Genomic DNA, 25,526 nt, shown 5'->3' on the forward strand with positions numbered 1-25,526 from the left:
CAGGCTCTCAGGCCTGCCGCCCCGTGCTTTCGCGTTCTGCGCTGTCCAAAATTGCCGCGAGACCGGCCTGGAATGCCTTGAGCGAATCGAGGTTTTGCAGTGCCGCTTGGTGTTTTTCAAGGAGCGGGTACCCGGTGATGCGCGTGAAAACTCGTGGATTGAGCCAGGGGTCGTGGCCTTCAGAGTCGGGGAGCCGCTGAATCTCCACCGCAATCCCGGCGCCGAGAGCCAGGGTGTAGCTTTCCAGCGCCGCGTAATAGTGGACCACGCGGTCTTCAGCCAGTCCTGCGTCCGTGAGACATTGCAGGACGAAATCGATGGCCTTCAGCTCGCCTGGGCCGTATGTATCGGTGGCGAAGGACTCGCTGCCCAAAGACGGGTGCTGCATGAAGACCCTGAGGAGTTCGTCGAGATAGGCCTCGAGCCGGGAGCGCCAGTCCTGGTGTTGTTCCGAGGCGTGGATGCGGTCCACGGACAGCATGAACAACTGGTCCAGTGCTGCCCTGACAATCGCGTCCCGGTTGCGGAAATGCCGATACACGGCTGTGGCGTCAACTTCGAGCTCCTGCCCCAGCCTGCGGACAGTCAACCGCTCGGTGGGCTCTTGGCTGGAAATCCGCAGGACGGCATCAATGATGGTGGCTGGGTCCAGCCGGGTGCGGCGGTCCATCGATTTTGCTGACTGCACCAACTCTTGTCCGCCTTCCTGCTATCCCGGATTGATATCAACCTACATGATTCATGGTTTCCTCCTTTCGAGGACAAGTCAATATCTTTGTCAGCAATGATGTCAACAGCGTTGACTTTTTGTGATCCGGCTCATAGTGTGTCTCGCAGAGTTGATTCCCACGAAAGGACTCGAAGGTGCTCGCAGAGATATTGTTTGAGAACGGATGGGTGTATACCGGCAATGAGGCCGGCCCCGTTCAGGCAAACCTTGCAGTAACGGACGGACGTATCATCGCCGTCGGCAGCCCCGAGGAACTCGAAGTTTCGGTAACACCGGACACTCGCCGGGTGGATCTCGACGGGCAATTGGTGGTTCCCGGATTTCAGGACGCCCACATCCACCCGATCTTCGCAGGCGTCGAGCTGCTCCAATGCGACCTGACGGGAGCCAACACAGCAGAAGAAGCCGTCAGCATCGTGGCCCGATACGCCGAGGGGAACCCGGACGAAGCGTGGATCCTAGGCGCTGGCTGGTCCATGGATTTCTTCCCTAGCGGCACTCCGGGACGGGAGCTGCTGGATGCAGTGGTGCCGGACCGGCCGGTCTATCTGGTGAACCGTGACCACCACGGGGCCTGGGCCAACACTGCTGCGTTCGCGGCCGCGGGGATCAGCCGGGATACTCCGGACCCTGAGAGTGGACGCCTTGAACGTGAACCGGACGGAACACCAGCTGGAACGGTCCACGAAGGTGCCATGGACCTGTTCAACGAGGTCAAGCCGGCATTGCCCTACAACCTTGCCTACCAAGGCCTGCTCGCCTCGCAGGAGTTGCTGCTCTCGCAGGGCATCACGGCCTGGCAGGACGCCTGGGTGCCCATCCCGGAGGGTGGTCACGCGGACAACCTCACCGTCTACATGGATGCCGCGCGAGTTGGCGACCTCAAAGTGCGGGTCACCGCATGCCAGTGGTGGGACCGGACAGCGGGCATGTCGCAGCTGGATGCGATCCTGGAACGCCGCCACACTGTCAGCGAATCGTTCGACCCCCTCGTACTCAACGCCAACACGGTCAAGGTGATGGTTGATGGAGTAGCGGAGAACTTCACGGCGGCGATGCATCACGTGTACCTGGACCACCACGGCCATAACACGGACAACCGCGGGATCGAGTTCTTTGAGCCCGGTGAGCTGAAGGAGTTCGTCACCGCGATCGACGCAGCTGGAATGCAACTCCACTTTCATGCCCTCGGCGACCGGGCAGTCACCGATGCCTTGGACGCCCTCCAAGCTGCCCGCGATGTCAACGGCACCAACGACCAACGTCACCACCTGGCACATCTCCAAATGGTCCGCCGCGAGGACGTGCCGCGCTTCGCGGAGCTCGGAGCGGCCGCCAATGTCCAAGCTCTGTGGGCCTGCCATGAAGAGCAACTGGACACTCTGACCTTGCCTTTCCTGGAGCCGGGCGCCGAGGACCGGCACTACCCCTTTGGCGAACTTGCTGCTGCGGGTGCGCGCCTTGTGGCCGGGAGCGACTGGCCCGTTTCAACCGCGGATCCGATCGCAGCGATCCATGTCGGGGTCAACCGCACAGCACCAGAGGAGGACCTGCCGCCGCTCGGCCGTCAATTACAGAAGCTCAGCCTCAAGCAGATCCTCGACGCCTACACGCAGGGTTCGGCGTGGATCAACCATCTCAACGCGCAGACAGGAACCCTGGAACCCGGGAAGCTTGCGGACCTTGCCGTGCTGGACACCAACCTCTTCGACCTCCCCAATAAGGAACTCCACCGTGCAGTCGTCACGCAGACCTGGATCGGCGGGGAGTGCGTCTATGACCGCTCAACACAAGGCAACCGGTCCGCGCGGAGCGCCGAGGTGATGCAATGAAGCCGCACAGAGCGAAACTGCTCAGAACGCAGCGGCACAATGCGCAAGGTGCCGGGCGCCTCGAACAGCGGACGATGCCGTCGCGCATCACAGCGGTTGGCGTGGCCGCCGTCGTGGCCGGCTTGGTCCTGGGCGGCTGCGCCGTGAGGCCCACCGGCGTGACTGATGCCGCGGGCGGAGCCAAGTTCACGATGTCCGACTCAACGCCGGCCCCCACCAAGGAGATCGGTAACTTCAACTGGGCCATGTACGCGGAGCCGTTCTCCCTGGACTACGCCTACGCCTTCGACTACCCGGACAACACTGTCCTGTCCAACGTCTGCGAGTCACTGTTCCGCTGGAATACAGACCTTTCCACGTCGCCCGGCTTGGCCACCGCAGTGGAGAACCCGGATCCCTTGACCTGGGTCTACACTATCCGCCAGGGCGTGAAATTCCATGACGGCAGCGAGATGACGGCGGACGACGTCGTCGCCTCCCTGAGGCGCCATATTGACCCGGAAGTTGGCTCCTTCTGGGCGTCCGCCTACCAGAACGTGGGATCGATCGAAAAGACCGGCGACTACGAGGTCACGGTCACCACCACCCAGCCGGATTACGTGCTCAACGCCTCCTTAGTGGGAGCTACGGGTGTGGTGGAGTCGGCCAAGACGCTGGAATCTGCCGGCAAAGACTACGGAAACTCCAGCACAGGAGTGAACTGCACCGGACCTTTCCAATTCGAACAATGGGAGGCCGGCGAAAGCATCACGCTCACGCGCTACGACGACTATTGGGATCCTGACCTCAAAGCCAAGTCACAGCAAGTTACCTTCAAGATGCTCCCCGACGCCACCTCCCGAATCAACGCACTTCAAACAGGCGAAATAGATGGCGGCTTCGCCATCCCGTCCAACGCTATCGACATCTTGAAAGCCAACGACGACGCCGGCTCGCTGTACTTCGGCAAAGACACCTCGGTGCAAAGCATGGTCTTCACCAACCTTGGGGGCACCTTCCAGGACGTTCGGGTCCGCAAGGCGCTCATGATGGCCATTAACCGGGAAGCTTTGATCAAGGCTGCGGAGCAGGGCTATGCGGGCAAGACCGACGCCCTGACCACCCGGAGTGTGTGGAAGGACGCCTCGTCAGAAACGGCAGATGAGGCGTTCGGTGGCCTCCTGTCTACACCGTATGACGTGGAGGAAGCCAAAAGGCTCGTCAAGGAAGCCGGTGCTGAAGGCAGCAAGTTCGTCTTCGCCACGGCCTCGCTGAATGCGGCCTTTGACATCGCGGCACGGGCGATCGCGTCCGCAGCCAAGGAAATAGGCCTGGATCCGGAGATCCAAACGATGTCCAACGACAAATACACCACCCTCTTCTCCGACCCCGAGGCACGCAAAAACGTGGATCTCATGGTGACCTCCTGGTACCTCTCCAGCACTGAACCCCTGGAAATGTACAGCGTGCTGCGAACCGGCGACTTCAGCAACTACGGGGGCTGGAGCAACCCTGAATTCGACGAACTGGTCAACACGGCCTACGGCGTGCAGGACCCTGACGCCCGCGGCAAGCTCACCGGTGAGGCCGCCAAACTGGCCAGCGATGAAGTGGTGTGGGGGCCACTCTACGAGACCGTGACCACCATGTGGCTGGGCAAGCGCATTACAGGCGCGGATCCGTCCATAAATTACATGTACTTCCCGTGGGCAGCCAAGATTGGAGGTCACTAGCATGACCGCAACAGATCAAATGCTGACGCCCGCGATGCCGCAGGGCAAGCCCGTCGGCAAGCAAGTGAAGGTCAGTGCTGCCCGTCCAGCGGTGTTCATCGCGAAGAAGGTACTTGCCCTGCTGGCCACGTTATTCGTCGCGTCGCTGGCAGTGTTCTTTTCACGATTCCTGGTCCCCGGCGACCCGGCACGCTTCCTGCTCAGGGGTCGCAGTCCCAAACCCGAAGCCTTGGAAGAAATCACCCGGCAGTTCGGCCTGGACAAGCCCGCCTGGGAACAGTACTTGAACTGGCTCGGCGGCATCCTGCAGGGGGACTGGGGCCGTTCGCTGACCTACCGGCAGGACGTTTCGGACGTGCTGCTCGGACGGTTGCCCACCACCCTCCAGCTCGTGGCCCTGGCCGCGGTCTTCATCACCGTCCTCGGCTTGTTCGCCGGGATTGTCGCTAGCCTGAACAAGGGTTTCGGCGACCGCTTCATCCTGATCACCCTCACCGCTGCAGGCGCCGTGCCGCCATTCGTCGCGGCCATCGCCCTGGTAGCTCTCTTCTCGGTGGGGTTGGGGTGGTTCCCCTCCTTTGGAAGCGGCGACGGCGGATGGGACCGGATCTGGCATCTCACCCTCCCGGCGCTCGCGTTGGGCATCACCTACATTGCCATGGTGGCGAGGGTAACCCGCTCGTCTATGAACGAGCAACTGCTCCGCGAACACGTGGAAGTGGCAACCAGCCGCGGACTTACCCGCGGATCTGTGGTGGCACGCCATGTCCTGCGCAACGCCTTGGGACCCATCCTCACCGTGAGCGCTGTCCTGGTGGCGGGCCTCCTGGTCTCAAGCGCCATCATCGAGCGGACGTTCGGCCTGTCCGGCATAGGGCAGCTCCTGGTGCAATCCATCGACAGGCTGGACTTCACCGTCGTCCAGGCAATCGTCATGGTGGTGGTCGCGGCCTTCGTCCTGGTGAACACCGTCGTTGACCTCATCCAGCCCCTCATTGATCCGCGTATCGCGGCCGGAACGGAGTCCCGGTGACTTTAGCCATCCAACTGCCGCAGGCAGGCCTTCGCCGTTACGGCAGCCTCCTCTCACCGTTGGTGTGGGGCGCGCTCGCCGTTGCCGCCGCCGTCGTACTCCTCTCACTGCTTGCCCCGGCGCTCGCGCCTTACGACCCGGACTATGTGGACCTAAACAATGTGCTTGCCGGCCCAAGCGGCCAACACCTGCTGGGAACAGACGCTCTGGGACGCGACCTCCTCAGCCGGCTCATGCATGGTGGACGGACCTCGCTGCTGGGACCCACCATCGTGGTGGTCGGGTCAACGGTTCTGGGCCTACTGCTGGGTCTGGTCGCCGGCTGGTCGGAAGGCTGGCTGGGCAAAATACTTGGCAGGCTCTTTGATCTGCTGTTCGCCTTCCCCGCACTGCTGATGGCCATGCTCGCCATCGCCCTGTTCGGTAAGGGACTTTTCGCTCCCATTCTGGCAATGACCATCGCCTACGTCCCGTATGTGGCCCGGCTGGTGCAGTCGCTGGTGGTGGCGGAGCGTGGACGGCCCTACGTCCAGGCATACCGGGTGCTCGGATTCCGGACGCCGTGGGTGGTGCTGGGCAGGGTCCTTCCCAACCTCATTCCCACAGTGGGCGCTCAATCGACTTTGAATTTCGGCTACGTGCTGGCCGACCTCGCGGCGCTCTCGTTCATCGGGCTGGGGGTCCAGCCGCCTACCAGCGACTGGGGCGCCATGATCGAGGAGTCCCGCGGCGCCCTGCTGGGCGGTTACCTTCTCCCCGCCTTCTGGCCCGCCCTGGTAGTTGTGCTGGTGGTGGTGGCAGTGAATGTCATCGGCGAGGAACTTTCAGACCGCATCGGAGGAAAACTGTCATGAGCCAGCTTCTGCAGATTGAAGACTTTACCCTCGGCTTTCCGGACAGGCCGCCGCTGTTGGACAGCGTCTCACTGTATGTGAACGACGGCGAAGCGGTCGCCTTGGTGGGGGAGTCAGGCTCGGGTAAGTCCCTGATCACCCGTGCGGCGCTGGGGTTGTTTCCGGGTGGCTCGGAGTATTCCGGAACGGTGGCCGTGCATGGTCTCGATACACTGACGGCCAGCAGGCAGCGCCTGATGGAACTGCGTCGTGGACACGCCTCCATGGTTTTCCAGGACCCCAGGGCAGGCATCAACCCCGTCCGGACTGTGGGGGACTTTCTGACGGAAACACTGCTGCGGTTTGATGGGCTGTCCCGCGCCGAGGCCACCGAACGCGCCGTGAATCAGCTTGAGCAAGTGGGCCTGCGGCGGGCCAAGGAACTGATGGACCAACACCCACACCAGCTCTCGGGCGGCATGCTGCAGCGCGTAATGATTGCCGCTGCACTCCTGAATTCCCCGGAGCTGTTGCTCTGCGACGAGCCCACCACGGCACTCGATGTCACTACCGAGGCCGGGATCGTGGGGCTCCTGCGCGAGGAACAGCAGTCCCGGGGGATGGGCATGCTGTTCATTACCCATGACCTGAACCTGGCAGCCAGCCTGTGTGAACGCGTCTACGTGCTCAGGCGCGGCCAAGTGGTGGAGCACGGTCCTACGCAGACGGTGTTCCTGAGGCCGCAGGAGGACTACACGCGGCAGTTGGTGGAGGCGACCCCCGTCATCGAGTTGGGCGAGGTGCCCGGACCGAAGGCTGCCGCGTCACCTCTGCTCCAGGTATCCGGGGTATCCAAAACGTACCAACTGCCCCGCGGCGAAATCATCACCGCCTTGGACGGCGCCGGTTTCACTCTTCCGGAAGGCGGCTCCTTGGGAGTGGTGGGTGAATCGGGCTCAGGGAAGTCCACGCTTGCCCGGCTGGTGGTGGCTTTGGAAACTCCCACGGAAGGCGAACTCAGCCTGAACGGAGTCCCAAGGCCGCGCCGGTCACTCAAGGCCTCCGAGCGCAAAGTCTTGGCCAAGGACGTGCAGATTGTTTTCCAGGATCCTTACCTGTCCCTGGATCCGCGGATTCCGGTGGGCAACGCCGTGGCGGATGTGTTCCGCCTTCACCAGAGGCAAGGGCGCAAGGAAGCCAAAGCCAGTGCCGCCGAACTCCTGGGCAGGGTGGGAATCGGGTCTGAACGGCTCGACGCAAAGCCCCGCGCCCTCTCGGGTGGCCAGCGGCAGCGCGTTGCGTTGGCCAAGGCGCTCGCCGCCCGCCCCCGGCTCCTGGTTTTGGACGAGGCCACCAGTGCCTTGGACGTCTCGGTCCAGGCACAGGTTCTGGAACTCGTGGAGGAACTGCGGGACCAGTTCGGGCTGACCATTCTCTTCGTCACCCATGACCTGGCCGTCGTCTCGCGCCTGTGCTCCGAGCTCATTGTGATGCATCAAGGACGGATCGTGGAACAGGGCCCCACGGCCCGCATCCTGGAAGACCCCGGCGACGACTACACCAAGAACCTCATCGGCTCACGTCCCCGGCCATTGTGGGACGCCGAACCGGTCACTGCCTGAGCAGTCCCGGCCATGAACATCACCCAGGCGTCGTTCGCAGGCAAAACGCACACACGAACGCGCCGAGAAACAGGAGAACTTCCCGTGAATACCACCGTTTTCGAACGGAACGTCCCGCAGGCCGCCGTCGTAGCTAATGCGCTGGAAGGTGCCGCCCACCGGCCCTTCTGGATCGATGACCTCGCGGAAACCGCCACTCGATACCCACAACTCGACGGCGACGCTGCCGCCGACCTCGTGATTGTCGGCGGGGGCTACACCGGGCTCTGGACGGCCCTCCGCGCCAAGGAACGCGACCCCGGCCGGACAGTGATCCTGCTGGAAGCCGAGCAGGTGGCTTGGGCGGCGTCAGGCCGCAACGGCGGCTTCTGCGAAGCGAGCCTGACCCACGGCCACGAGAACGGTAAGAACCGCTGGCTTGAGGAGCTGAAGACCCTGGACCGGTTGGGCATGGAGAACCTAGACCGCATGCAGGAGACCGTGGAGAAGTACGCCATGGACTGCGACTGGGAGCGCACCGGTCAGCTCGACGTTGCCGTCGAACCTCATCAGGTTGCCTGGCTCCAGGAGGACGACAGCGCCGGGAGCGTCTATCTGGATCAGGATGCCATCCGCGCCGAGGTCAATTCGGCCACGTACTTGGCTGGCCGTTGGCATAAGGACTCCGTGGCCATGATCCACCCGTACAAACTCGGCCTTGAGCTCGCGCGGGTGGCAACGGAGTTGGGTGTCCACATTTATGAGGGCACGCGCGTGCGTGACCTGAACGACCACGAATACGGCGTCAGCATCGTTACGGAAAGGGGCAACGTGGAAGCCGCCCATGTTGTCCTCGGCACCAACGTGTTTCCCTCATTGCTGAAGCGGAACCAGCTGATGACGGTGCCCGTGTACGACTACGCGCTCATGACCGAACCTCTCAGCGCGGAACAGTTGGCATCCATCGGGTGGGACAAACGGCAGGGGATCGGGGATGTTGCCAACCAGTTCCATTACTACAGGATCACCAAGGACCACAGGATTCTGTTCGGCGGCTACGATGCCCTCTACTTTTGGGGCCGGCGCGTGGACGAGCGTCACGAGTACCAGCCCGGCACCTGGGAGAAGATCGCTTCCCACTTCTTCACCACATTCCCGCAATTGGAAGGGTTGAAGTTCACGCACAAGTGGGCCGGCCCCATCGATTCGAGCACGCAGTTCTGCGCCTTCTTCGGCACTGCGCGCAAGGGCAGGGTGGCGTACGCGGGGGGTTTCACGGGTCTCGGAGTTGGCGCCACGGCGTTTGCGGCCGATGTGCTCCTGGACCTGCTGGCGGGCCTTGATACCGAGCGCACGAGGGTGGAGATGGTGAGGAAACGGCCGCTGCCCTTCCCACCCGAACCACTGGCTTCCCTGGGCATCAACCTGACACGCTGGTCCATGGACCGGGCGGATCACAACCAGGGGAAACGGAACCTCATCCTCAAAGCGCTCGACGCCGTAGGGTTGGGCTTCGACTCCTGACTCACCTCCCGCACCCCGCCCCAACTACGTCACAGCCGGCACCGAATCCGTCGGTTCCGTCCATGATGGCCTCTTCCGGGTCAGTGTCGGCGAAGTTGATGGCCATGGCGCCGATTTCAGTGGCCGGGCCGGCCCGGCCCGGTTCCTCGTCGACAACAAAGACCCGGGAAGCTCCTTCGAACACGGCAACGTACTTACCGGGGGAAGAACGTTGCTCTCGGCTACGTAGTATCCGGTGTGAATGATGTTCGAGAGCAAGGTGAAGTCGTTCTCGTGCCGGTACAGGAGAGCGGCTTCCCGCCTGAGTCCGTATCGACATCGGTAGAATCACACCCTCTACTGAATACGAAGGGCGTTGAGTACAGCGTCTTCAGGCTGATAGGCCTCTCGCCGGACCGCGCGGGCCAGCGAGGAATTCCCTAACATCCGCGGGGAGCCATTGCGACGGGAATCACCCGTGAAGTCCTGGAACCGTTCCAGCAGCTGGCAGCGCTGCTCGATCGTCGGCGTTGTAAGTCCATGGGCCGGCATCTGCGCCCGCCAGCCATCCAGCTGCCGAAGGAAGGTCCGCTTGACGAAAGCACCGCATATCGGCCTGTGAAAAATCCCCGAAACCGCGGGGACTATTCACGCATCGATGCCGCCGGCGATCGGTCCCTGTCTTCAAGGGTGGCCCCGGAGGCTGCTTGCCTTCGGTGACGGCGGGTGGCCAGCCGTTTCCGAAGCCAGCGCTCGGAGGCGCCCGTGACCCGGGTAGCCACTGCCCAGTAGGCGATGCCGACCGCAAGGGAGGCTACGACCGCCAGTCCCTTGCTGGCTTGATCGAAAAGTGGATAAACGAGCCAGTGCGTCACGTAGGCGTAGAGCGAGGCGCTGGCCAGGAGGCCTGTAATCCAGTGGAGGGCGCGGGGCACTGGCACTGTCGGGAGCCAGAGCAGGATGAGGAATCCGGCGAGGACCGTGGCGTTTCGGAGTTCGTCGTCGAACGCCCCGGGGATGGTCAGCACGGCAAGGACGGTCACGATGGTCCGCTTCGTCAGTGTTCGGGACGCGGCTGCTGCCCAACCAAGCGCAAACAGCCACAGCACCGGACCCTGACCCGGGTACGGGAGGTCGACGACGCGGAAACGCAGCAGAAGGTCCGCGCCGAGAAGAGCAAGCGGGACGGCCCATGGCCACCGGCGTTCCGCGCGCCCGACTGCGGGTATCGCCAAGAGGACAGTCACGCCGAGCAGGATGTGCACCAGCGCCTCCACGAACCAGAAACGGGAGAAGTCCGTCCATCCTTCCGGGCCGAGGAGTGAGTTGAGCAGGAACACATTTGCCCAGCTGTACGTGTCAGTCACCGCAAACGCGAAGCCAATCACCGCGACGCTTGGCACCACGATCCGGGCGACTGTCCTCAACTGCCGCCGCAACCGCACACGGGGCGGGCCACTTAGCTGGAACCGGGCAAAGTTGAATCCGGCGACGGCCACCAGCACGTGCGCCATGCCTTCCCACGAGAACCAACGGATATGAGTAGAGATGATGAAGATGATGCCCAGGGCGCGCAGCACGATTCCTGTGTCCATGGGTGCGAGCAGCCGCCTCCGCCATTTCTGGAAGACCGCCCCCACGGGACCTGCAGCTTCAGTATTTTCATCGACGATGCCGGCCCGTGCAAGCTCACCCACCGGCATCAGATGCCAATCGAGGGGAAGGCCTCCGAGCGCACGCTCGAGCCGGACTGATGCGGCAACATAGGACAGCGAATCGCCACCCAGTGAAACGAACGTGTCCGTCTCACGGATGTCGTCCCGTTCGAGGACGTCCGCGAAAATGCTCCGTGCATCATTTGACGCCCCCTCCGGGTCGCCGTCCCGGCCCTTTGCCCTTTCTTCTTCTCCTTCCGCGTACAGGGCCAGGATCGCGGGATAGTCGGGCTTCCCGCTGCTTAATCGCGGGATAGCCGCCACGGAGTGAAGGTGGATGGCTGCGCGCGGCAAACCCATGTCCTGAGCGACCGATTTGGCAATCAGGGAAAGGTCATGCCCGGACTCGACGGCAGCGATCACCTGGCCGTCTGTGCCCGCAACCGCCGCGGAAAGGCCCAAGTCTGAGAGGATCCGCTCGATCTGGCCAAGGTCCACCCGAAGACCGACGATCTTCACGAATCGGCTGCGGCGGCCAACAATCTCATAGAGACCCTCGACGGTCCGGCGGGCCAAATCGCCGGTGTGAAGTTCCGTGACCGTGCGTCCCAGCACCAAATCCTCGGGCTTTTCTGCATAGCCGAGCATGACATTGGGTCCGGAGTAGACAAGTTCGCGGTCATCCAGCCCAGGGACCGGGGCGAGGCGGAACCGGCCGCCCGGAATCGGGATGCCAACAGCGTGTGGGTGTTCCGCCGCGACGTCAGGAGGCAGATAAGCCATCCGGGCCGTGGCTTCCGTCTGCCCGTACATGACGAACAGGTCCCAGCCCCGGCGCCGGCCCAACTGCGCGTAGCCACGTACCCGGTCCGGGTCCAGGCGGCCACCCGCCTGGGTGATGTAGCGCAGGCTTGGCAGGTCCTTGTCCGCGAAGCCCACCCGCTCCAGCAGATCGAACGTGTAGGGCACTGCGGCGAAGGAAGTCACCCGCTCCTTGCGGAACAGCTCCCAGAAACACGGGTCGACTACCGAAAGGTCGGTGAGCACCACCGAGGCCCCTGCGCACAAGTGGCTGTTCACGACCGACATGCCGTAGCAGTAGGACAAGGGAAGAGTGGTGGCGGCCCGGTCATCGGGGCGCAACTGCAGGTACTCGGCTATCGCGGCCGCGTTGGCCTGGACAGCCTCGGCGGAGAGCCGGACAAGCTTCGGCGAGCCAGTAGAACCGGAGGTACTCACCAAGAGCGCCAGTTCCGGGTGCAAGGCGTGGCGGGTCCCTTCCCGCCGCACCTCAAACATGGCTTCGCCACCTTGAACGCGTGCCAGAACGTCCGGGTCGTACGCAGAAACAAGCGCTTCAGAAGCCCGCCCGCCACCGGTTGGCAGAATGAGCAACGGATGTCCGGATGACAGGGCCGCCAGATACACCACAAGGGAGGGCAGGGAATTGTCTGCCTCAAGGGCCACCAGGCGGCGTACCGTCCCCAAGGACCGGGCGGCAGCGTCCACCCGGTCGGCGAGTTCGCCGTAACTCACGGATTCGCCCTGAACGTGTACAGCGGCCCGGTCTCCGAATGCAGCCAGGCCAGCGGCAAACGAGACACCCGCCAAAACTGGCTCTATAGTCACCAATGCACTTTAGAAGGCAAACCTTACCTAACTCAAATGGACAATGCTGAGCTGGTGGCCAAGCTGGCGGCCGTGCGGGTTCTCTGCTGGAACGACGGCTCCCTCGCCACCGAACCCATCGCCCTGGCAGAGGTACAGGGCTACGCCTGTGCAACCGCCGTCAATGCCGCGGCCATCCTCGGTGCCTTCGGCCGGCCGGGCTCAGCTGAGTGGCGGGACTATGAAGGGGGACCTGGCCGGTAAATGCCGGGCGTCATTCTGCTGCCGTAGTCGTTGAGGGTACGTTTTGCGTCCGCGTTTTCCTTCGGCAGTCATCTCCAGTCCCATGCTGTGGGCCAGATCAATCGTTCAGGACCACCAGAGCCGGGTGAGCGCGGGGGTGCGGGTCCGCTGTCCCTAGTGCTGGTAGATCTCCCTGAGGTGTCCCATGGCGACGAATAGGACGATGAGCTGTGCGCCCCGGATCTCATAGATGATCCGGTGGTCGCCCGTGCGGACCCGCCAGTCTCCGCTGCTGCCGGAGAGTTTCTTGGCAACAGGGGGTCGTGGTGTTTCAGCGAGGAGTTCAATGGCCGCCTGGATGCGGCGCCGCCGGCACGCAGACAACGGGCAAGACCCACACTATGAAATGCCCGGATCGAGCCCGACGCGCTGGAAGAACTCCGGATGTGCTCGCGGTCGCACCATCTGCCTTTCCATGTCGACCCGTTCCAGTCCGCCTATCAGCTGAGCATCCTTGCCCCGACAATGCTGCGCCCCGTAAAGTAACGGCCGCCCAGGCGGCCTGACCCACACCCTCACCTCCAACGTTCAGGCCATCCCCAGTCCGTGGTGCAGACCGTTGAGCTGGCTGCCCCACGTGGGATTCTCGGTCGAAAAGATCACGGCCCGCCGGGCAACACAGGAGCCCAATACCGGCGGCGGTGGCATGGACAATTTTCGAACACCGGCCTGCCGCTACGCGGCATCACGGAGTAACTTTCGCCACCTCAGCTCATCAGATCGTGACTTTCAGTCCGCTGTCTGTCGCGCGATGAATGCGGCCATGCCCGGGACGGTGAATTGGATGGAGCCGTACCCGGGTGCGTACACCACTCCATTGCTGATGAGGAGGGAGGGGATGACGCCAGGTTTGCTGGTCGATTTCCCTAGCCGGGCGGCAATTTAGCCGGTCGAAGAGGGGCTGTCGCAGTTCTGGGCCTCGGCCCGTAGGTAGAGGCGTTCGGCGTTCGTGGCGCGCTGCCATCGGGCTTCGAAGAAGCCGCGGTCAAGGTCGCTCCTGCCGTGGCGGACCGCGACGGTGGCATCCTCGGCGCTGATGACCTTGTCGGATGCTGCTTCCCAGACGGAGCGCCCGTAGATCCGGAGGAAGAACAGGTACCCGTTCGCGGCAGGCAGCAGCATCGACTGGGCCTCCGGCGTCAGGGAGACGCCGAGCCGGCTGATTAGCCCGTTGACCTGCACTAAAACGCGGTGGTGCGGCTCTCGCCCGAGTTTTGAGAAGAGGGAGCCCCTGACGAGCTGCCGCGTAAGCCGGCACCCCGGTGGTTCGCCCCCAGCCTGGCCACGGCAGCAATATCCCGCGGTGTCGTCCGGCAGCATCCTCCAACAAGCTGGGCCCCGAGTTTATGCCAGGCAGCGGTTCCTTCCGCAAGGCTTGGAGGCTGCTTGGCACGGGATGCCGCGGCGTCATCGATCGCCAGGGCATCGCCCCACGTCTTGCTAACCGGGTCATAGCATTCGCCGGAGTTCGGATACGCGATCAGTGGCGTGCGGGTGGCTTTACCCAGGGCCTCAAGGGATGGGGAAACCAAATCCAACGGCACGCAATTCACGCCGATGGCTGCCACGTGCGGATGCTCTCCACAGAGCCTAGCGACGTCGGCCAGCGGCGTACCGTCGCTGATATGTCCACCATCCCGGAGCGTAAAGGAGAACCAGGCTTCGACGTCGAACTCTTCCACTAATGCCAGTAGGGCCGCGGCTTCCGAAAGTGACGGCAGCGTCTCACAGGCCAGAAAATCGACTCCGGCCTCCACCAGCGCCGCAATCCGGGGCCGGTGGAAATCCATGAACTCGCTCTTTCCGAGGATGTAGTCGCCCCGGTATTCCGATCCGTCCGCGAGGTAGGCACCGTATGGGCCCACAGACCCGGCTATCAGCAACGGACCAGCGTCCGGGTTCTCGTCCAGGTGCTCGCGCCGCGCCTCATCGGCCAGGCGCACACTCAACGCCACCAGCTCCAGAGCTTTGGCCTCGCCAATGCCGCGCTGGATAAATCCTTGGGGCGTGGCCTGATAGCTCGCCGTGATGGCGACTGCAGCGCCGGCGCGGAAGTAATCGCGATGCACCTGCCTGATCAAGTTCGGCTGTTCCAAAAGGACTTTGGCTGACCACAGGGGGTCTGCCAGATCACAACCGCGCGCTTCAAGCTCAGTGGCTAGTGCACCGTCTGCCACCAGGTTTTCGCCGGCATTGAGCATGCGGGACAGCGTTGCGTTACGCGGCAAGTTCAATCCTTACATTTGATCGTAATAAGCATTTTTAGATGCTTGTAATGATCATCACTATATGCCACGATGGCAGCCAAGCAATCCGCGAGAACCGCAAGGAAGAGGCATCCCTTGAACATTGAGATGAAGTCCGTACGCAAGCTGCGGGTGCATTGGCCCATAGCATCAGAGATGTTCGCCAGGCTCGCGAAGGGCGAAGCCGGGGCGCTTCAGGATGACCAGGGCATCGTGGCCCTGCTCCAGGCATTAGCGGAATCTCCGGAATTGGGCGATTTCGGAAACTACAGGCACGTCTTTGAGTCTGGTGTAGGTTTCGAAGGATTCACCGTAACGGAGGGAGCCAACCCCACACTGGGGCGGGTGGGACAGCGGACCATTTCGACGACCTTTGTCTTCACGACCTATTTCGACGCGGCCCTGGACGACGCTGCAGTGGACCGATTCATGCGCCGCATTGTGGAAATCCACCCTTGGGAAGTGCCGGTCATCGAACTCTCCGGCCCTGTCAGCGTCTCCAGCACCGAAATGGCGGCAGTCTACGAGAACGAGGCCGCATCCTACGAGAACGAGGCCGCATCATGATTGAAACCACCACGACCGGACTTTGGGACGATCTTAAGCCGCTACTTGCAGGAAGGACATTTACAGACCTAACGCACGCTTTCCACCCTGGCCAGCCGCATTTCCCGGCGTTCCCCGACGAGATCAGGGAGGCTGCGTACGACCTTGAGAAGGGCGACGGTTTCACCGCCCACCGATATTCGATCATCGGGCAATGGGGAACGCATGTTGATCCCCCCTCGCACTTCATCCGCGGGGGTCGGACTCTGGACCAGATTCCGGTTAAGGAAATGGTCCTTCCGCTGGTCATCCTGGACATCACCGATCGGGTCAGCGCTGATGCCGATGCCAGCCCCAGGGTGGAAGACGTGCAAGCTTGGGAGAGTCGCAACGGCACCGTCCCGGCGGGCTCCTTTGTCGCCTTGCGGACCGGGTGGGGCCGTCGCTGGCCTGACGCGGACGCCATGGCAAACAGAGACGGCGAGGGCGTCAGCCACACGCCGGGCTGGTCGCAGGAAGTCCTCACCTTCTTGATTGAACAGCGGTCCGTTGCGGCTGTCGGCCATGAACAGACGGACACGGATCCGGGATTGGCCACTTCCCGCCAGGATTTCAGCCTGGAGACCTACGTTCTGGCGAAGAACCGCTGGCAGATCGAGCTACTGGCGAACCTGGACGGACTTCCCGAAGCGGGAGCTGCACTCATTGCAACATGGCCGAAGCCTCTGCAGGGCAGCGGCTTTCCTGCCAGGGTCTTTGCCATCCACTAATACGGATCCGTCTGGCGACTAGAATCGGATCCATGTCTAAGACATCCAGCATGGGGCGCGGAATCATGGCCGTCCTAGCGGTTGGCTCCCGCAACGCAAGAGGCCTTTCCGGCGGAACAGTCGCTGACATCGCGGCCGATCTGGGCAAGGACCGCAGCCAGGTTTCGCGGAGTCTGCGGGGAGCGCAACAGGAAGGCTTTCTGGAACGTAGAGGACAGCGGTCCTACTCGCTGGACTGGTCGCTCTTTACGGACGCCCAGCTGTTGACAAAGCAGCGGCTGCAGACCGACGGCGCAACTGCACTGGAAGGCCTTGCCGGCGAGACGGACGAAGGATGCTTCCTGGGAGTGCTGAGCGGGGACAGTACGGTGACCATCGGCGAACGCGTTCCGGAAAGCAGCAATATGGTCGGTTCCTGGCTGGGCCGGCCCTACCCTGCCTACTGCAGTGATGCCGGCCAGGCATTGCTGTGGGAGGCGCCGGACGCCGAGATCCGAACCGTTTTCGCTGCCGCTGCTTTCGTTCGCCATGGCCCCAACACGCCTGTGGATGTCGAGGACTTCCTGACCCGACTGCGTGAGGCGCGGGCGCGGGGGTACTCCATCGTCGATGAGGAAGCCGAGCCCGGCCTCTATTCCCTGGCCGTTCCGATCCGGGATTTCAAGGGCGACGTAGTGGCTGCGCTGCAGGTCGTAGGGCCCAAAACGCGTCTGGAGCCGCGGCATGAGCTCTGCGCTGCGGCTCTTGTGGCGTGGGGAAAGTGGCTAGAGTCAGAGCTTGGTCATTCGTTGCCGTAGGAGCAGGTCTAGCCGGGACGGCTTTCTTGGCCGGCACCGTCCCGTATATTGCCGTCGTAGGACCCGAGCCGTTCGGCGGCTTCCGTCAGGGCCTTGACGATGCGCTTGGTACGGGCTTCGATCTCGCGCCGGGTGCCTAGGACGCTGAGCGAGGCAAGAATGGTGCCATCAGGATCGCGGACGGGGACGGCTAGTTCATGGACGCCATGCTCGAATTCTTCCGCCGCCACGATGAAGCCGCGAGGCCTGTCCCGGTCCATCAGTTCGCAGACTTCAGCTGGCGAATGGGCCGCGCCCGGGCCGCCGACGCCGATGAAGTTGACGTCGCTGAGCAGGTCTTGAATGGTTGCCTGCTCGTGGTCCCAGAGCAGGGCCCGGCCGGATCCGGTACACCATACGGGTGTCACCATGCCGGGCTTCACGAAGCTTCCGGGGAGCGCGTCGTTGGTGGAAGCCCGCAGGAGACTGACGCGGAAGCCGTCGCGGACGGAAATTCTGAATCTGAGTCTGAATGTCGCCACCAAAGCCTCTAGCTCGGTTCCTGACTCGCGAACCCAGCCGGTGTTAAGCGAGGCAGCCAGGGCAAAGAATCGCGGGCCTGTTCGGAACGGACCCCGTTCGACACGTTCCAGCAGTCCCAGATCACACAATTCCTGGGTCAGCCGGGATACACGGCTCTGTTCCATATCGAGCTCGGCGGCGAGCTGCGAAACGCCGAGAAGCTGCCTGCCCCACTTTTCCCGGTCCGCGACCAGGCGAACAAGCCGAAGTCCTTGTGTCATGGACGACGATTCCGTGGAAGAATCCACTGTCAAAGCTCCTTCCACCCGATAGCCACGCCTATTCTTACATGTCTTCAGGGCCGACAAGGATGCGGTGGCGTCCGGGGTCGTGGTGTTCGACGGCCGCACAGTGGCTGCCAGGCATCAAAGGGTCGCGGCCCGGTCCGGGTGCTCGGTCCAGCTGGACCACTACCTCGAGGTCCTCAAAACCAAACCCGGCGCCCTGCCCGGCTCCACCGCCCTGGCCCGGGCCCGCCAGTTCCGGGGCGTTCACCTCCGCCCACGAGGCGTTCTGGGCCGATTCCCGCCGGGTCAACGGAAACGCCGACGGCACCCGGGAACTCATCGACGTGCTCCTGCTCCACCGATCCATGGACGCATCCGACATCCAGGCCGGGATCACCGCGGCGCTGGAAGTCGGTGCTGTCAGTGCCGACGTCGTTGCCGTCGAAGCCCGCCGACACGCCACCGTTTCTTCCGGGGGTGGGTCCGGTTCGGACCGTCATCCCGGTGCTCACGATCGCGTGCAAGTACAACGGATTGTCAGTCTCACCCAGCGCCCGCTCCTGGATCCCGCCGCGGTCATCGCCGGGCTCCCGGCCGATACCCGGCCGCTGCCACCATCACCCCGACCCTGCGCCGGCGGCGCGGACTGACCGAGCAAGCCGCGGTGGCGGCCCTGGACCAGGCCTGCCGGCGGCTGCGCCTGCCCACGGTGAGGGCGGTCCTGGACGAAGCCCTCACCGTCGCCGCGAAGGAACAGCTCTCATACCAGGGCTTCTTGGCCGAACTTCTCCTGGCCGAGTGCGATGACCGGGACCGGAGCTCCTCGATCCGCCGGGTCAAAGCCGCGAACTTTCCCCGTGACAAATGGCTCGGGGACTTCGATTTCGACGCGAACCCGAACATCAACCCCGCCTCCATCCACACCCTCGCCACCGGGGACTGGATCCGCAAAGGCGCACCCCTGTGCCTGATCGGGGACTCCGGCACCGGAAAATCCCACCTGCTCATCGGCCTCGGCACCGCCGCGGCGGAGAAGGGCCACTGGGGCAAATACACCCTCGCGACCCGGCTCGTGAACGAACTCGTCGAAGCCGCCGATGAGAAAGTCCTGGCCAAAACCATCGCCCGCTACGGACGGGTCGACCTGCTGTGCATTGACGAGCTTGGCTATATGGAACTGGACCGCCGCGGCGCCGAGCTCCTCTTCCAGGTCCTGACCGAACGCGAAGAGAAAAACTCCATTGCGATTGCAAGCAACGAATCGTTCTCCGGCTGGACCAAAACCTTCACCGACCCGCGCCTCGGCGCCGCCATCGTGGACCGTCTCACGTTCAACGGCGCCATCATGGAAACCGGCACCGATTCCTACCGTCTGGTACAGAGCATCGCCCGAAGAACTGGATGAGTAGCCCGGCGGATTATGCAGTGGCGACGGCAGGATGCACTGTTCAGGGTTGTGGAGGCAGGTCGCGTCTTAGGCGTGGTGCGCTGGCTGCACTTATGAGCAGGGCCAGCGCGCCAAGGCCCAGCGGCAGTCCGGCCAGCGTGGCAAGGCCTCCGACGATCAAGGGTCCCCCCGCGTCTCCTAGTTCTCTGCCGAGTTCGGCGGAGCCCATGGTCCTGCCCATTCGGTCATGGGGTGTCGTGTCGGCCAGATGGGCGAAAGCCAAAGGTGTAGCCATGCCAACACCTGCCCCAATCAAAAGAGCCGCGATGAACACAGTGATGCTTCCCGGGGCGACGGCCACGGTTCCGATGCCAGCAGCGGTGAGCAGCAGCCCTGCCCTCATCCCTGCTGCATCACTGATCCCTTGCAGGTCACGCCGCTTCCCGACCCATGGTTGGGTGATAACCGAAGCGATGGCCAAAACGCTGACGACGGCAGTCCCAGCGAGGGTATCAAGCCCGTGCCGGGTCGCCAGGGCCGGCAGGAAACCGATCGCCGCACCCAGGGCTCCGGTCGAAGCGGCAAGTACCATCGTCGGCACCAGAAACCGCCGCTCGGTGATTTGCTGGGCCAGGTCCAGGACCGTGTATCTGACACGCTCGACAGGCTCCAAACGCGGCAGACGCAAGAGAACCCACCCTGCAGTGGCAGCCGCCAGGACTGATAACGCCGTAAACAGCAGGGCGAACCCGCCGACATGGATCAAACCGGCACCCAGTAGCGGGCCGATCACATAGCCAAGGCTTTTCCACGACCCGTAACGCCCAAAGTACTTCCCTGAGTTCTTCCCTCCGGCCAGCCTGGCGACGGTGGCAGACGATGCGGGAGAGAACGCCGATGCCGCCGCGCCCTGGCCCAGGCGGGTCAGGCCCAGCATCAACGGATCCGCGGCCCACAACCCGATCAGCGAGAAGCCCGCGAACGCCAGCAGACCCCCAACAATGACCGGTTTGGCGCCGATCCGGTCACTCAGGGCACCAAACACCGGCTTGAGGAAAACCTCCGCCAGATCATAAACGGCCAGCAGCATGCCCAGGTTCAGAAGCGTCAGGCCGATGTTCTCGCTCTGGGCACCCATTCCTGCAGCAATGCTGTGGGCCCCGAACGCAGTCACGAAACCCGCCGCATACAGGGGTCTGGTCGACCCGGGGATGATTCGCGCCGGGCTTGCGGCCCTCACTGGTGCACCTCGCCGTAGACGAGTTCTGAGAATTCCTCGAGAACACTCGCGCACTGAGACAGTTCGGTCTCCGCTTCATCGGCCAACGAGCTACCGAAGACGCACTTGGCCCGGTTGGCCCGGAACCACCTGCGCAGCCTTTCCAGACTCTGTTCTTCTTCCTCCAACTCGGCGAGGGTAAATTTACGCTTCTCGATTTCCCTGGAGATTTCCGCCTTGAATTTGCCGCAGTCCGCCATGAACTCAACCCAGTCATCGGCCCTGGCGACATCGAAGAGCCTGCGCAGCTCGACCGCGCCAGCGTCGCCGGCGTTCGTTGTCAGCAAAACCATCTGTCCATCGCCGGCAACGGCAAGCTCACGCGCCTTCTCGGCGCCCGCCCGGCACACCGGGACGTCCGGGGCGGTCCATGCACCCTGCCCCACGGGAACCGCGCCGAATCGGCGAAGCTCCCTCCAGACCGCTACCCGGTGTCTGGAAGGTTGAGAGGGAACCTGGACGAGCATGACAAGCCAGGACACATTCGGATCATTAGTCACAAGCATAATTGTAACGAATGTTACATATCATGCCCAATCGGACCTTCACCCGGGGTCACCTATGATCGTCATTCCGGGGCCAGAACTAGTTGACATACTCACCCAGGCCGCGAAGCTGCGTAGACGATGGTGAACGATGCAACTAGGCCGGCTCGGCCATGCTTGCCTGGCGCCCGTACTTGAAGTAGAAGTAGGCGTAGCAGGCGCCCACGAAGGGAACTCCGAAGTAGAGTGCCGCTATCTGGTTCGGGTCAAAGGCAATGCCGATGAGCGAGATGAGGCACAGCGAGAAGGCCAGGATCGGCACCAGCGGGAACAGCGGGGCCCGGTAGGGAAGGGCAGCTACATCGCCGCCGTTCTTGACGAAGGACCTCCTGTGGAAGAAGTGAGAGGCGGCGATCGACATCCAGACTCCGACGACGGCGAAGCCAGCCACCGAAACGAGGGCCAGGTACACCGTTTCAGGTGCAATGACGCTACTGATGAGTGAAGCCAGGCCGCCGAGCATGCTGACCGAGAGCGCGATCATGGGGATGCCGCGACGGGTCAACTTCTTTAGCGCACGGGGGGCGTGTCCCTCATCGGCGAGGGAGTACAGCATCCGGGCGCAGGAGAAGAGGCCGCTGTTGCCGGCTGACAGAAGTGCGGTGATGATGACGAAGTTCATGATGTCGGCAGCAAAAGGAATGCCGATGGATGAGAAGACTGTCACGAACGGACTTTCGTCCAGTCCGACCTGGTCAAATGGGACGGTTGCAGCGATGACGGCGATCGCGCCAACGAAGAAGATCAGCAGGCGCACGACCGTGCTGCGCATTGCTTTCGGGATGCTGGTGGCGGGATCCGCTGTTTCGCCTGCAGCCACGCCGATGAGCTCGGATCCGGAGAAGGCGTAGAACACCGCAAGCGCCGTGACGAGGACACCCGTGAAGCCATTCGGGAAGAGGCCTCCGGAGGTGTTGAAGTTCTCGAACATGGTGGGGTGGTTGCTTCCCTCGCTGAGCGGGTGGAAGCCGAACAATGCCGCGCCGCCAAGAACAATGAGGCCTATGATCGCCGCGACCTTAACGATGGCGAACCAGAACTCGGATTCGCCGAAGAACTTCGAAGAAACTGCGTTGAAGCCAAACAAAATGGAGGCGAAGATGACGCACCAGACCCACACGTCAACGCCCGGGAACCAGCGTTGCATAAGGAGACCGGCGGCGGTGAACTCCGACCCGATGGCTACCGCCCAGCAAAGCCAGTACAGCCAGGCCGTGGCGAACCCGGTGGCGGGCCCGATCGACCTCGCGGCGTAGATGTGGAAGGCACCCGAGACCGGGTAAGCGATGGCTAGTTCGCCGAGGCACGCCATCACCAGGTACACCACGACGGAGCCGATCAGATAGGCGATGACCGCACCGAGCGGCCCGGCCTGGGAAATCGTGTAACCCGAGCTCAGGAAGAGTCCGGATCCGATCACGCCGCCCATGGCGATCATGACCAGATGCCGAGATCCCATGGACCGGCGGAGTCCAGGTTCGGCCGACGGCGGGGCTGTGGGCTGTGGTTCTAGCTTGATGGGTGATGAGGTTTCCATGGTGTCTCCCAGGTGAGTGGTCAGATGCGATCGGTGCGCGTGAGCCTCGGGCCGAGGGGGCCGTCGGGTGGCTGGAGCTGCACAAGAGGATGGTGATGAAGGTAACACGGAATGATCGCTCTGGTCATTAAAAACATCTAGACATGCATATGTTGCACGTATGTTACCTGTGGTGGTACATGTCGAATCGACATACGGATGGTCATTTCGCCCCGTTCTTCGGTCAGAATCACATGCCCTGACTGACATGGAATGCGGTCACCATTGGGGGACCAATGTAATTGATTGAAGGAGCACCATGACCACCTATGACATTGCGCTGATCGGCTTCGGCGGCGTTAACAGGACCCTGGCCGAACTGATCGCAACACGCGGCGAGGGCCTTCGCTCCGATCTGGGCTTTGGCCTGCGGGTAGTGGCCATCACCGACCTTCGCCTCGGATCGCTGGTCCAGCCCGAGGGTATTGACCTCTCCATGGCCCTGAACCTAGGCGGGAGTGAAACCTTTGCCGTGCACGGCGGATCCGCGGATACCAACAACGAATCAGTCATCCATACGTGCACCGCCGACATCATCTGCGAGGCCACCTACACGAACCCCGAAGACGGCGAACCTGCCGTGTCCCACGTACGATGGGCGCTCGAATCCGGCAAGAGCGTCTGCACGACGAACAAAGGCCCAGTTGCTCTCCGCGGTGCCGAGCTGACTTCACTGGCCGAACAGAATGGCGTGCACTTCGAGTTCGAAGGCGCCGTCATGAGCGGCACGCCCGTCATCCGCTTGGCCAAGAAGATGTTCTCGGGCCTCAAGCTGAACGGTTTCGAAGGCATCCTCAACGGCACCAGCAACTACGTGCTCGGGCGGATGGAAGCCGGCTTGGACTACGATGCGGCTATTCGCGAGGCACAGGAACTCGGCTACGCCGAGGCAAACCCCGCAGCAGATGTCGAGGGCTACGACGTTCAGCTCAAGGTCCTGATCCTCGCCAACGAGCTGCTCGACGCCGGCATCGAACTCAAGGATGTTAAGCGGCAGGGGATCTCGACGGTGACGCCGGAAGATATCAATAAGGCGTCCCGGGCGGGACGCCGCTGGAAGCTCGTCGGCTCAGCACAGCGGAACCCTGACGGGACCGTGACAGCAGGCGTGACCCCCGTCGAGCTCCCCCTCGACCACGGACTGGCCGGGGTTTCGGGCGCAACGAACGCCGTCGCCTTCGACACCGACCTCCTGGGCCACGTCACCGTCTCGGGACCGGGAGCCGGTCGCGTGGAGACTGCCTACGCTTTGCTCTCTGACATCATCGCCATGCACGCAGCCAAGACGGGAGCCGTTGCACATGTCTGAGTCCACGCTGTGCCGCATGGAAACGGCGCTGTCGCAGCATGTCCGTGAAGTGACAAGCCCCTACGACGGCAGGGTCGTCGGTTCGGTTCCGCTGACCGCCTCCACCGCCGGCGAAGCCGTGCTCGAAGTGGCCCGCTCCGGGGCACGGAAGGCACAGGCGTTGTCCCGCAACGCACGCGGGAAGATTCTCGACGCCGCCGCAACGGACATCGAACACCGGAACGAAGAGTTCGCCCGGACCATTGTGGCCGAGTCCGGGAAAACCATCCGGCAGGCGCGGAAGGAAGTGCTGCGCGCAGTCAATACCCTCCGCCTCTCCGCAGCCGAGGCCCGCAGGAACGCCGGCGAAGTCATCCCGTTTGACTCGTATGAGGGCTCGGAGGGCCGCACCGGCTGGTTCTCGCGGGAGCCGCTGGGCATAATTGCAGCGATCACGCCCTTCAACGACCCGCTGAACTTGGTGGCACACAAGATCGGGCCGGCCATCGCCGGAGGAAACGCCGTAATCCTCAAGCCCTCCGCCCTGACTCCGTTGTCGGCACAGCTGCTCACGGACGCCCTTGTGGACGCAGGGCTCCCGTCCGAAGTCCTCATTGTTGTGCACGGCGACCGGGAGGTGGCCGAAACCATCATTGCGTCCCGCGAGGTACGAATGGTGTCCTTCACTGGCGGGTTTTCCACTGGTGAAAGCATCGCCCGTGCCGCCGGCTTGAAGAAGCTTTCGATGGATCTTGGCGGAAACGCGCCGGTCATCGTCCTGGACGACGCTGACATTGCGGACGCCGTGGAATCCTGCGTCTCCGGAGCGTTCTGGGCCGCTGGCCAGAACTGCGTGGGGGTGCAGCGGATTCTCGTGGCTACCCCGTTGTACGCCGAGTTCCGCCAGCGTTTCCTGGATGCAGCGGCGCTCTTGGTTGCCGGCGACCCGTCGGACGAGCGGACGGATGTCGGGCCGATGATCAGCGCCGCTGCATTGAACGAACTCCGGGCCAAGCTGGATGAGGCCATCGACGCCGGCGCTGTACTTCTCACTGGCAACGTGGCGGACGGCAATGTGCTTCAGCCGACCGTCCTGGAAGCCGTCCCGGAGGACAGCAGACTTTGGAAGGAAGAAGTGTTCGGGCCCGTTGTCATGCTCCATGCCTTCAACACCTTTGAGGAAGCCATCGAAGTGGCGAATGCCATCGAGTTCAGCCTCCACGCAGGCATTTTCACGGACTCCTTGAGCAACGCCATGGACGCTGCCCGTCGGCTGGAAGCAGGCGGCGTCATGATCAACGATTCCTCGGACTACCGGTTCGACGGCATGCCGTTCGGGGGGTCCAAATACGGAAGCATGGGCCGGGAAGGCGTCCGCTTCGCCTATGAAGAAATGACCCAGCCGAAGGTCATCTGCATCAAGAACTAAGGGCCTGGAGGGGCGCGACCGGACGTTGCGCTCCTCCAATTTCGCCCGGTGCAGCACCATCAGCA

24 protein-coding genes and 1 pseudogene are annotated in these 25,526 nt (G+C 63.0%); 14 read left to right on the forward strand and 11 right to left on the reverse strand.

Annotated features, from left to right (window positions below; translation table 11 throughout):
* Positions 1-7: 7 nt before the first annotated feature.
* Positions 8-688, reverse strand: a complete 681-nt coding sequence (locus tag ABIB51_RS14710) for a TetR/AcrR family transcriptional regulator (RefSeq protein WP_354189255.1) — start codon at positions 686-688, stop codon at positions 8-10.
* Between the two features lie 176 nt (positions 689-864).
* On the opposite strand from ABIB51_RS14710, the gene ABIB51_RS14715 reads away from it, so the two are divergent.
* The 6 genes from ABIB51_RS14715 to ABIB51_RS14740 all read left to right on the forward strand — a co-directional run bounded on the left by ABIB51_RS14715 (position 865) and on the right by ABIB51_RS14740 (position 9,265).
* Positions 865-2,562, forward strand: a complete 1,698-nt coding sequence (locus ABIB51_RS14715) for an amidohydrolase (RefSeq protein ID WP_354189257.1) — start codon at positions 865-867, stop codon at positions 2,560-2,562.
* Complete coding sequence (locus ABIB51_RS14720; RefSeq protein WP_354189259.1) at positions 2,559-4,274, forward strand: ABC transporter substrate-binding protein; 1,716 nt, start codon at positions 2,559-2,561, stop codon at positions 4,272-4,274. Before ABIB51_RS14715 ends, ABIB51_RS14720 begins: the two co-directional genes overlap by 4 nt.
* A gap of 1 nt (position 4,275) precedes the next feature.
* Positions 4,276-5,307 carry an ABC transporter permease gene (locus tag ABIB51_RS14725; RefSeq protein WP_354189261.1) on the forward strand — a complete coding sequence of 344 codons (1,032 nt, stop codon included), beginning with the start codon at positions 4,276-4,278 and terminating at the stop codon, positions 5,305-5,307.
* On the forward strand, positions 5,304-6,161 hold the full coding sequence (locus ABIB51_RS14730) for an ABC transporter permease (protein ID WP_354189263.1): 858 nt from the start codon (positions 5,304-5,306) through the stop codon (positions 6,159-6,161). Before ABIB51_RS14725 ends, ABIB51_RS14730 begins: the two co-directional genes overlap by 4 nt.
* Entirely contained in the window at positions 6,158-7,762 is a 1,605-nt protein-coding gene (locus tag ABIB51_RS14735; protein ID WP_354189265.1) for a dipeptide ABC transporter ATP-binding protein, read from the forward strand. Before ABIB51_RS14730 ends, ABIB51_RS14735 begins: the two co-directional genes overlap by 4 nt.
* Positions 7,763-7,846: 84 nt before the next feature.
* The gene (locus ABIB51_RS14740; RefSeq protein ID WP_354189267.1) at positions 7,847-9,265 is read left to right on the forward strand and encodes an NAD(P)/FAD-dependent oxidoreductase; all 1,419 of its coding nucleotides are present in this window, start codon (positions 7,847-7,849) and stop codon (positions 9,263-9,265) included.
* Position 9,266: 1 nt separating this feature from the next.
* Here ABIB51_RS14740 and ABIB51_RS14745 read toward each other — a convergent pair whose 3' ends face one another.
* Positions 9,267-9,449 (reverse strand): hypothetical protein, encoded by a 183-nt coding sequence (locus ABIB51_RS14745; RefSeq protein ID WP_354189269.1) that lies wholly within the window; start codon positions 9,447-9,449, stop codon positions 9,267-9,269.
* A 439-nt stretch (positions 9,450-9,888) separates the two neighbouring features.
* Positions 9,889-12,528 carry a non-ribosomal peptide synthetase gene (locus ABIB51_RS14750; protein WP_354189271.1) on the reverse strand — a complete coding sequence of 880 codons (2,640 nt, stop codon included), beginning with the start codon at positions 12,526-12,528 and terminating at the stop codon, positions 9,889-9,891.
* A gap of 36 nt (positions 12,529-12,564) precedes the next feature.
* On the opposite strand from ABIB51_RS14750, the gene ABIB51_RS14755 reads away from it, so the two are divergent.
* Positions 12,565-12,771: a hypothetical protein gene (locus ABIB51_RS14755; protein ID WP_354189273.1), complete on the forward strand. Its 207-nt coding sequence runs from the start codon at positions 12,565-12,567 to the stop codon at positions 12,769-12,771.
* Between the two features lie 153 nt (positions 12,772-12,924).
* Here the strand turns inward: ABIB51_RS14755 and ABIB51_RS14760 are convergent, their stop codons facing one another.
* The 4 genes from ABIB51_RS14760 to mmuM form a co-directional block, all read right to left on the reverse strand.
* Positions 12,925-13,134, reverse strand: a complete 210-nt coding sequence (locus ABIB51_RS14760) for a type II toxin-antitoxin system RelE family toxin (protein ID WP_354189275.1) — start codon at positions 13,132-13,134, stop codon at positions 12,925-12,927.
* A 405-nt stretch (positions 13,135-13,539) separates the two neighbouring features.
* A complete protein-coding gene (locus ABIB51_RS23260; protein ID WP_502916143.1) occupies positions 13,540-13,692 on the reverse strand; it encodes a DUF8462 domain-containing protein in 153 nt (50 codons plus the stop codon).
* On the reverse strand, positions 13,693-13,992 hold the full coding sequence (locus ABIB51_RS14765) for a hypothetical protein (protein WP_354189277.1): 300 nt from the start codon (positions 13,990-13,992) through the stop codon (positions 13,693-13,695).
* Entirely contained in the window at positions 13,992-15,038 is a 1,047-nt protein-coding gene (mmuM, locus tag ABIB51_RS14770) for a homocysteine S-methyltransferase (RefSeq protein WP_354189279.1), read from the reverse strand. Before mmuM ends, ABIB51_RS14765 begins: the two co-directional genes overlap by 1 nt.
* Before the next feature lie 114 nt (positions 15,039-15,152).
* On the opposite strand from mmuM, the gene ABIB51_RS14775 reads away from it, so the two are divergent.
* From ABIB51_RS14775 to ABIB51_RS14785, 3 genes are read left to right on the forward strand one after another with little or no spacing between them, the layout of a single operon-like run.
* Positions 15,153-15,623 carry a YqfO family protein gene (locus tag ABIB51_RS14775; RefSeq protein ID WP_354189281.1) on the forward strand — a complete coding sequence of 157 codons (471 nt, stop codon included), beginning with the start codon at positions 15,153-15,155 and terminating at the stop codon, positions 15,621-15,623.
* Positions 15,620-16,372 carry a cyclase family protein gene (locus ABIB51_RS14780; protein ID WP_354189283.1) on the forward strand — a complete coding sequence of 251 codons (753 nt, stop codon included), beginning with the start codon at positions 15,620-15,622 and terminating at the stop codon, positions 16,370-16,372. The genes ABIB51_RS14775 and ABIB51_RS14780 overlap by 4 nt, the downstream gene beginning before the upstream one ends.
* 32 nt (positions 16,373-16,404) lie before the next feature.
* Positions 16,405-17,169 (forward strand): IclR family transcriptional regulator, encoded by a 765-nt coding sequence (locus tag ABIB51_RS14785; protein WP_354189285.1) that lies wholly within the window; start codon positions 16,405-16,407, stop codon positions 17,167-17,169.
* An 8-nt stretch (positions 17,170-17,177) separates the two neighbouring features.
* On the opposite strand, the gene ABIB51_RS14790 is transcribed toward ABIB51_RS14785, so the two are convergent.
* Entirely contained in the window at positions 17,178-17,978 is an 801-nt protein-coding gene (locus ABIB51_RS14790; protein WP_354189286.1) for an IclR family transcriptional regulator, read from the reverse strand.
* A gap of 70 nt (positions 17,979-18,048) precedes the next feature.
* On the opposite strand from ABIB51_RS14790, the pseudogene ABIB51_RS14795 reads away from it, so the two are divergent.
* Both ABIB51_RS14795 and istB read left to right on the forward strand, forming a co-directional pair.
* Positions 18,049-18,571, forward strand: a pseudogene (locus tag ABIB51_RS14795) (IS21 family transposase); the annotation flags it as partial.
* Positions 18,572-18,573: 2 nt separating this feature from the next.
* A complete protein-coding gene (gene istB / locus ABIB51_RS14800) occupies positions 18,574-19,362 on the forward strand; it encodes an IS21-like element helper ATPase IstB (RefSeq protein ID WP_354189381.1) in 789 nt (262 codons plus the stop codon).
* 43 nt (positions 19,363-19,405) lie between these two features.
* Here the strand turns inward: istB and ABIB51_RS14805 are convergent, their stop codons facing one another.
* The 3 genes from ABIB51_RS14805 to ABIB51_RS14815 form a co-directional block, all read right to left on the reverse strand.
* Complete coding sequence (locus ABIB51_RS14805) at positions 19,406-20,584, reverse strand: MFS transporter (protein WP_354189288.1); 1,179 nt, start codon at positions 20,582-20,584, stop codon at positions 19,406-19,408.
* Positions 20,581-21,105, reverse strand: coding sequence for a Chromate resistance protein ChrB (locus ABIB51_RS14810; protein ID WP_354189290.1), 525 nt, complete (start codon positions 21,103-21,105; stop codon positions 20,581-20,583). Before ABIB51_RS14810 ends, ABIB51_RS14805 begins: the two co-directional genes overlap by 4 nt.
* A gap of 160 nt (positions 21,106-21,265) precedes the next feature.
* Entirely contained in the window at positions 21,266-22,705 is a 1,440-nt protein-coding gene (locus ABIB51_RS14815) for an amino acid permease (protein WP_354189292.1), read from the reverse strand.
* Between the two features lie 298 nt (positions 22,706-23,003).
* Between ABIB51_RS14815 and ABIB51_RS14820 the strand changes: the two genes are divergently transcribed.
* Both ABIB51_RS14820 and ABIB51_RS14825 read left to right on the forward strand, forming a co-directional pair.
* The gene (locus ABIB51_RS14820; protein WP_354189294.1) at positions 23,004-24,053 is read left to right on the forward strand and encodes a homoserine dehydrogenase; all 1,050 of its coding nucleotides are present in this window, start codon (positions 23,004-23,006) and stop codon (positions 24,051-24,053) included.
* Positions 24,046-25,461: an aldehyde dehydrogenase family protein gene (locus ABIB51_RS14825; protein WP_354189296.1), complete on the forward strand. Its 1,416-nt coding sequence runs from the start codon at positions 24,046-24,048 to the stop codon at positions 25,459-25,461. The genes ABIB51_RS14820 and ABIB51_RS14825 overlap by 8 nt, the downstream gene beginning before the upstream one ends.
* The last annotated feature ends 65 nt before the right edge of the window (positions 25,462-25,526 follow it).

The sequence above is a fragment of the Arthrobacter sp. UYCu712 genome (assembly GCF_040547005.1).
Classification (GTDB): domain Bacteria; phylum Actinomycetota; class Actinomycetes; order Actinomycetales; family Micrococcaceae; genus Arthrobacter.

Excerpts from the sequence above, each read along its gene's own strand:
- ABIB51_RS14815 (WP_354189292.1), bottom strand. The coding sequence starts at position 22,705 with ATGGAAACCTCATCACCCATCAAGCTAGAACCACAGCCCACAGCCCCG.
- ABIB51_RS14735 (WP_354189265.1), top strand. The coding sequence starts at position 6,158 with ATGAGCCAGCTTCTGCAGATTGAAGACTTTACCCTCGGCTTTCCGGAC.
- ABIB51_RS14820 (WP_354189294.1), top strand. The coding sequence starts at position 23,004 with ATGACCACCTATGACATTGCGCTGATCGGCTTCGGCGGCGTTAACAGG.
- ABIB51_RS14725 (WP_354189261.1), top strand. The coding sequence starts at position 4,276 with ATGACCGCAACAGATCAAATGCTGACGCCCGCGATGCCGCAGGGCAAG.
- ABIB51_RS14720 (WP_354189259.1), top strand. The coding sequence starts at position 2,559 with ATGAAGCCGCACAGAGCGAAACTGCTCAGAACGCAGCGGCACAATGCG.
- ABIB51_RS14785 (WP_354189285.1), top strand. The coding sequence starts at position 16,405 with ATGTCTAAGACATCCAGCATGGGGCGCGGAATCATGGCCGTCCTAGCG.
- ABIB51_RS14780 (WP_354189283.1), top strand. The coding sequence starts at position 15,620 with ATGATTGAAACCACCACGACCGGACTTTGGGACGATCTTAAGCCGCTA.
- ABIB51_RS14825 (WP_354189296.1), top strand. The coding sequence starts at position 24,046 with ATGTCTGAGTCCACGCTGTGCCGCATGGAAACGGCGCTGTCGCAGCAT.
- ABIB51_RS14755 (WP_354189273.1), top strand. The coding sequence starts at position 12,565 with ATGGACAATGCTGAGCTGGTGGCCAAGCTGGCGGCCGTGCGGGTTCTC.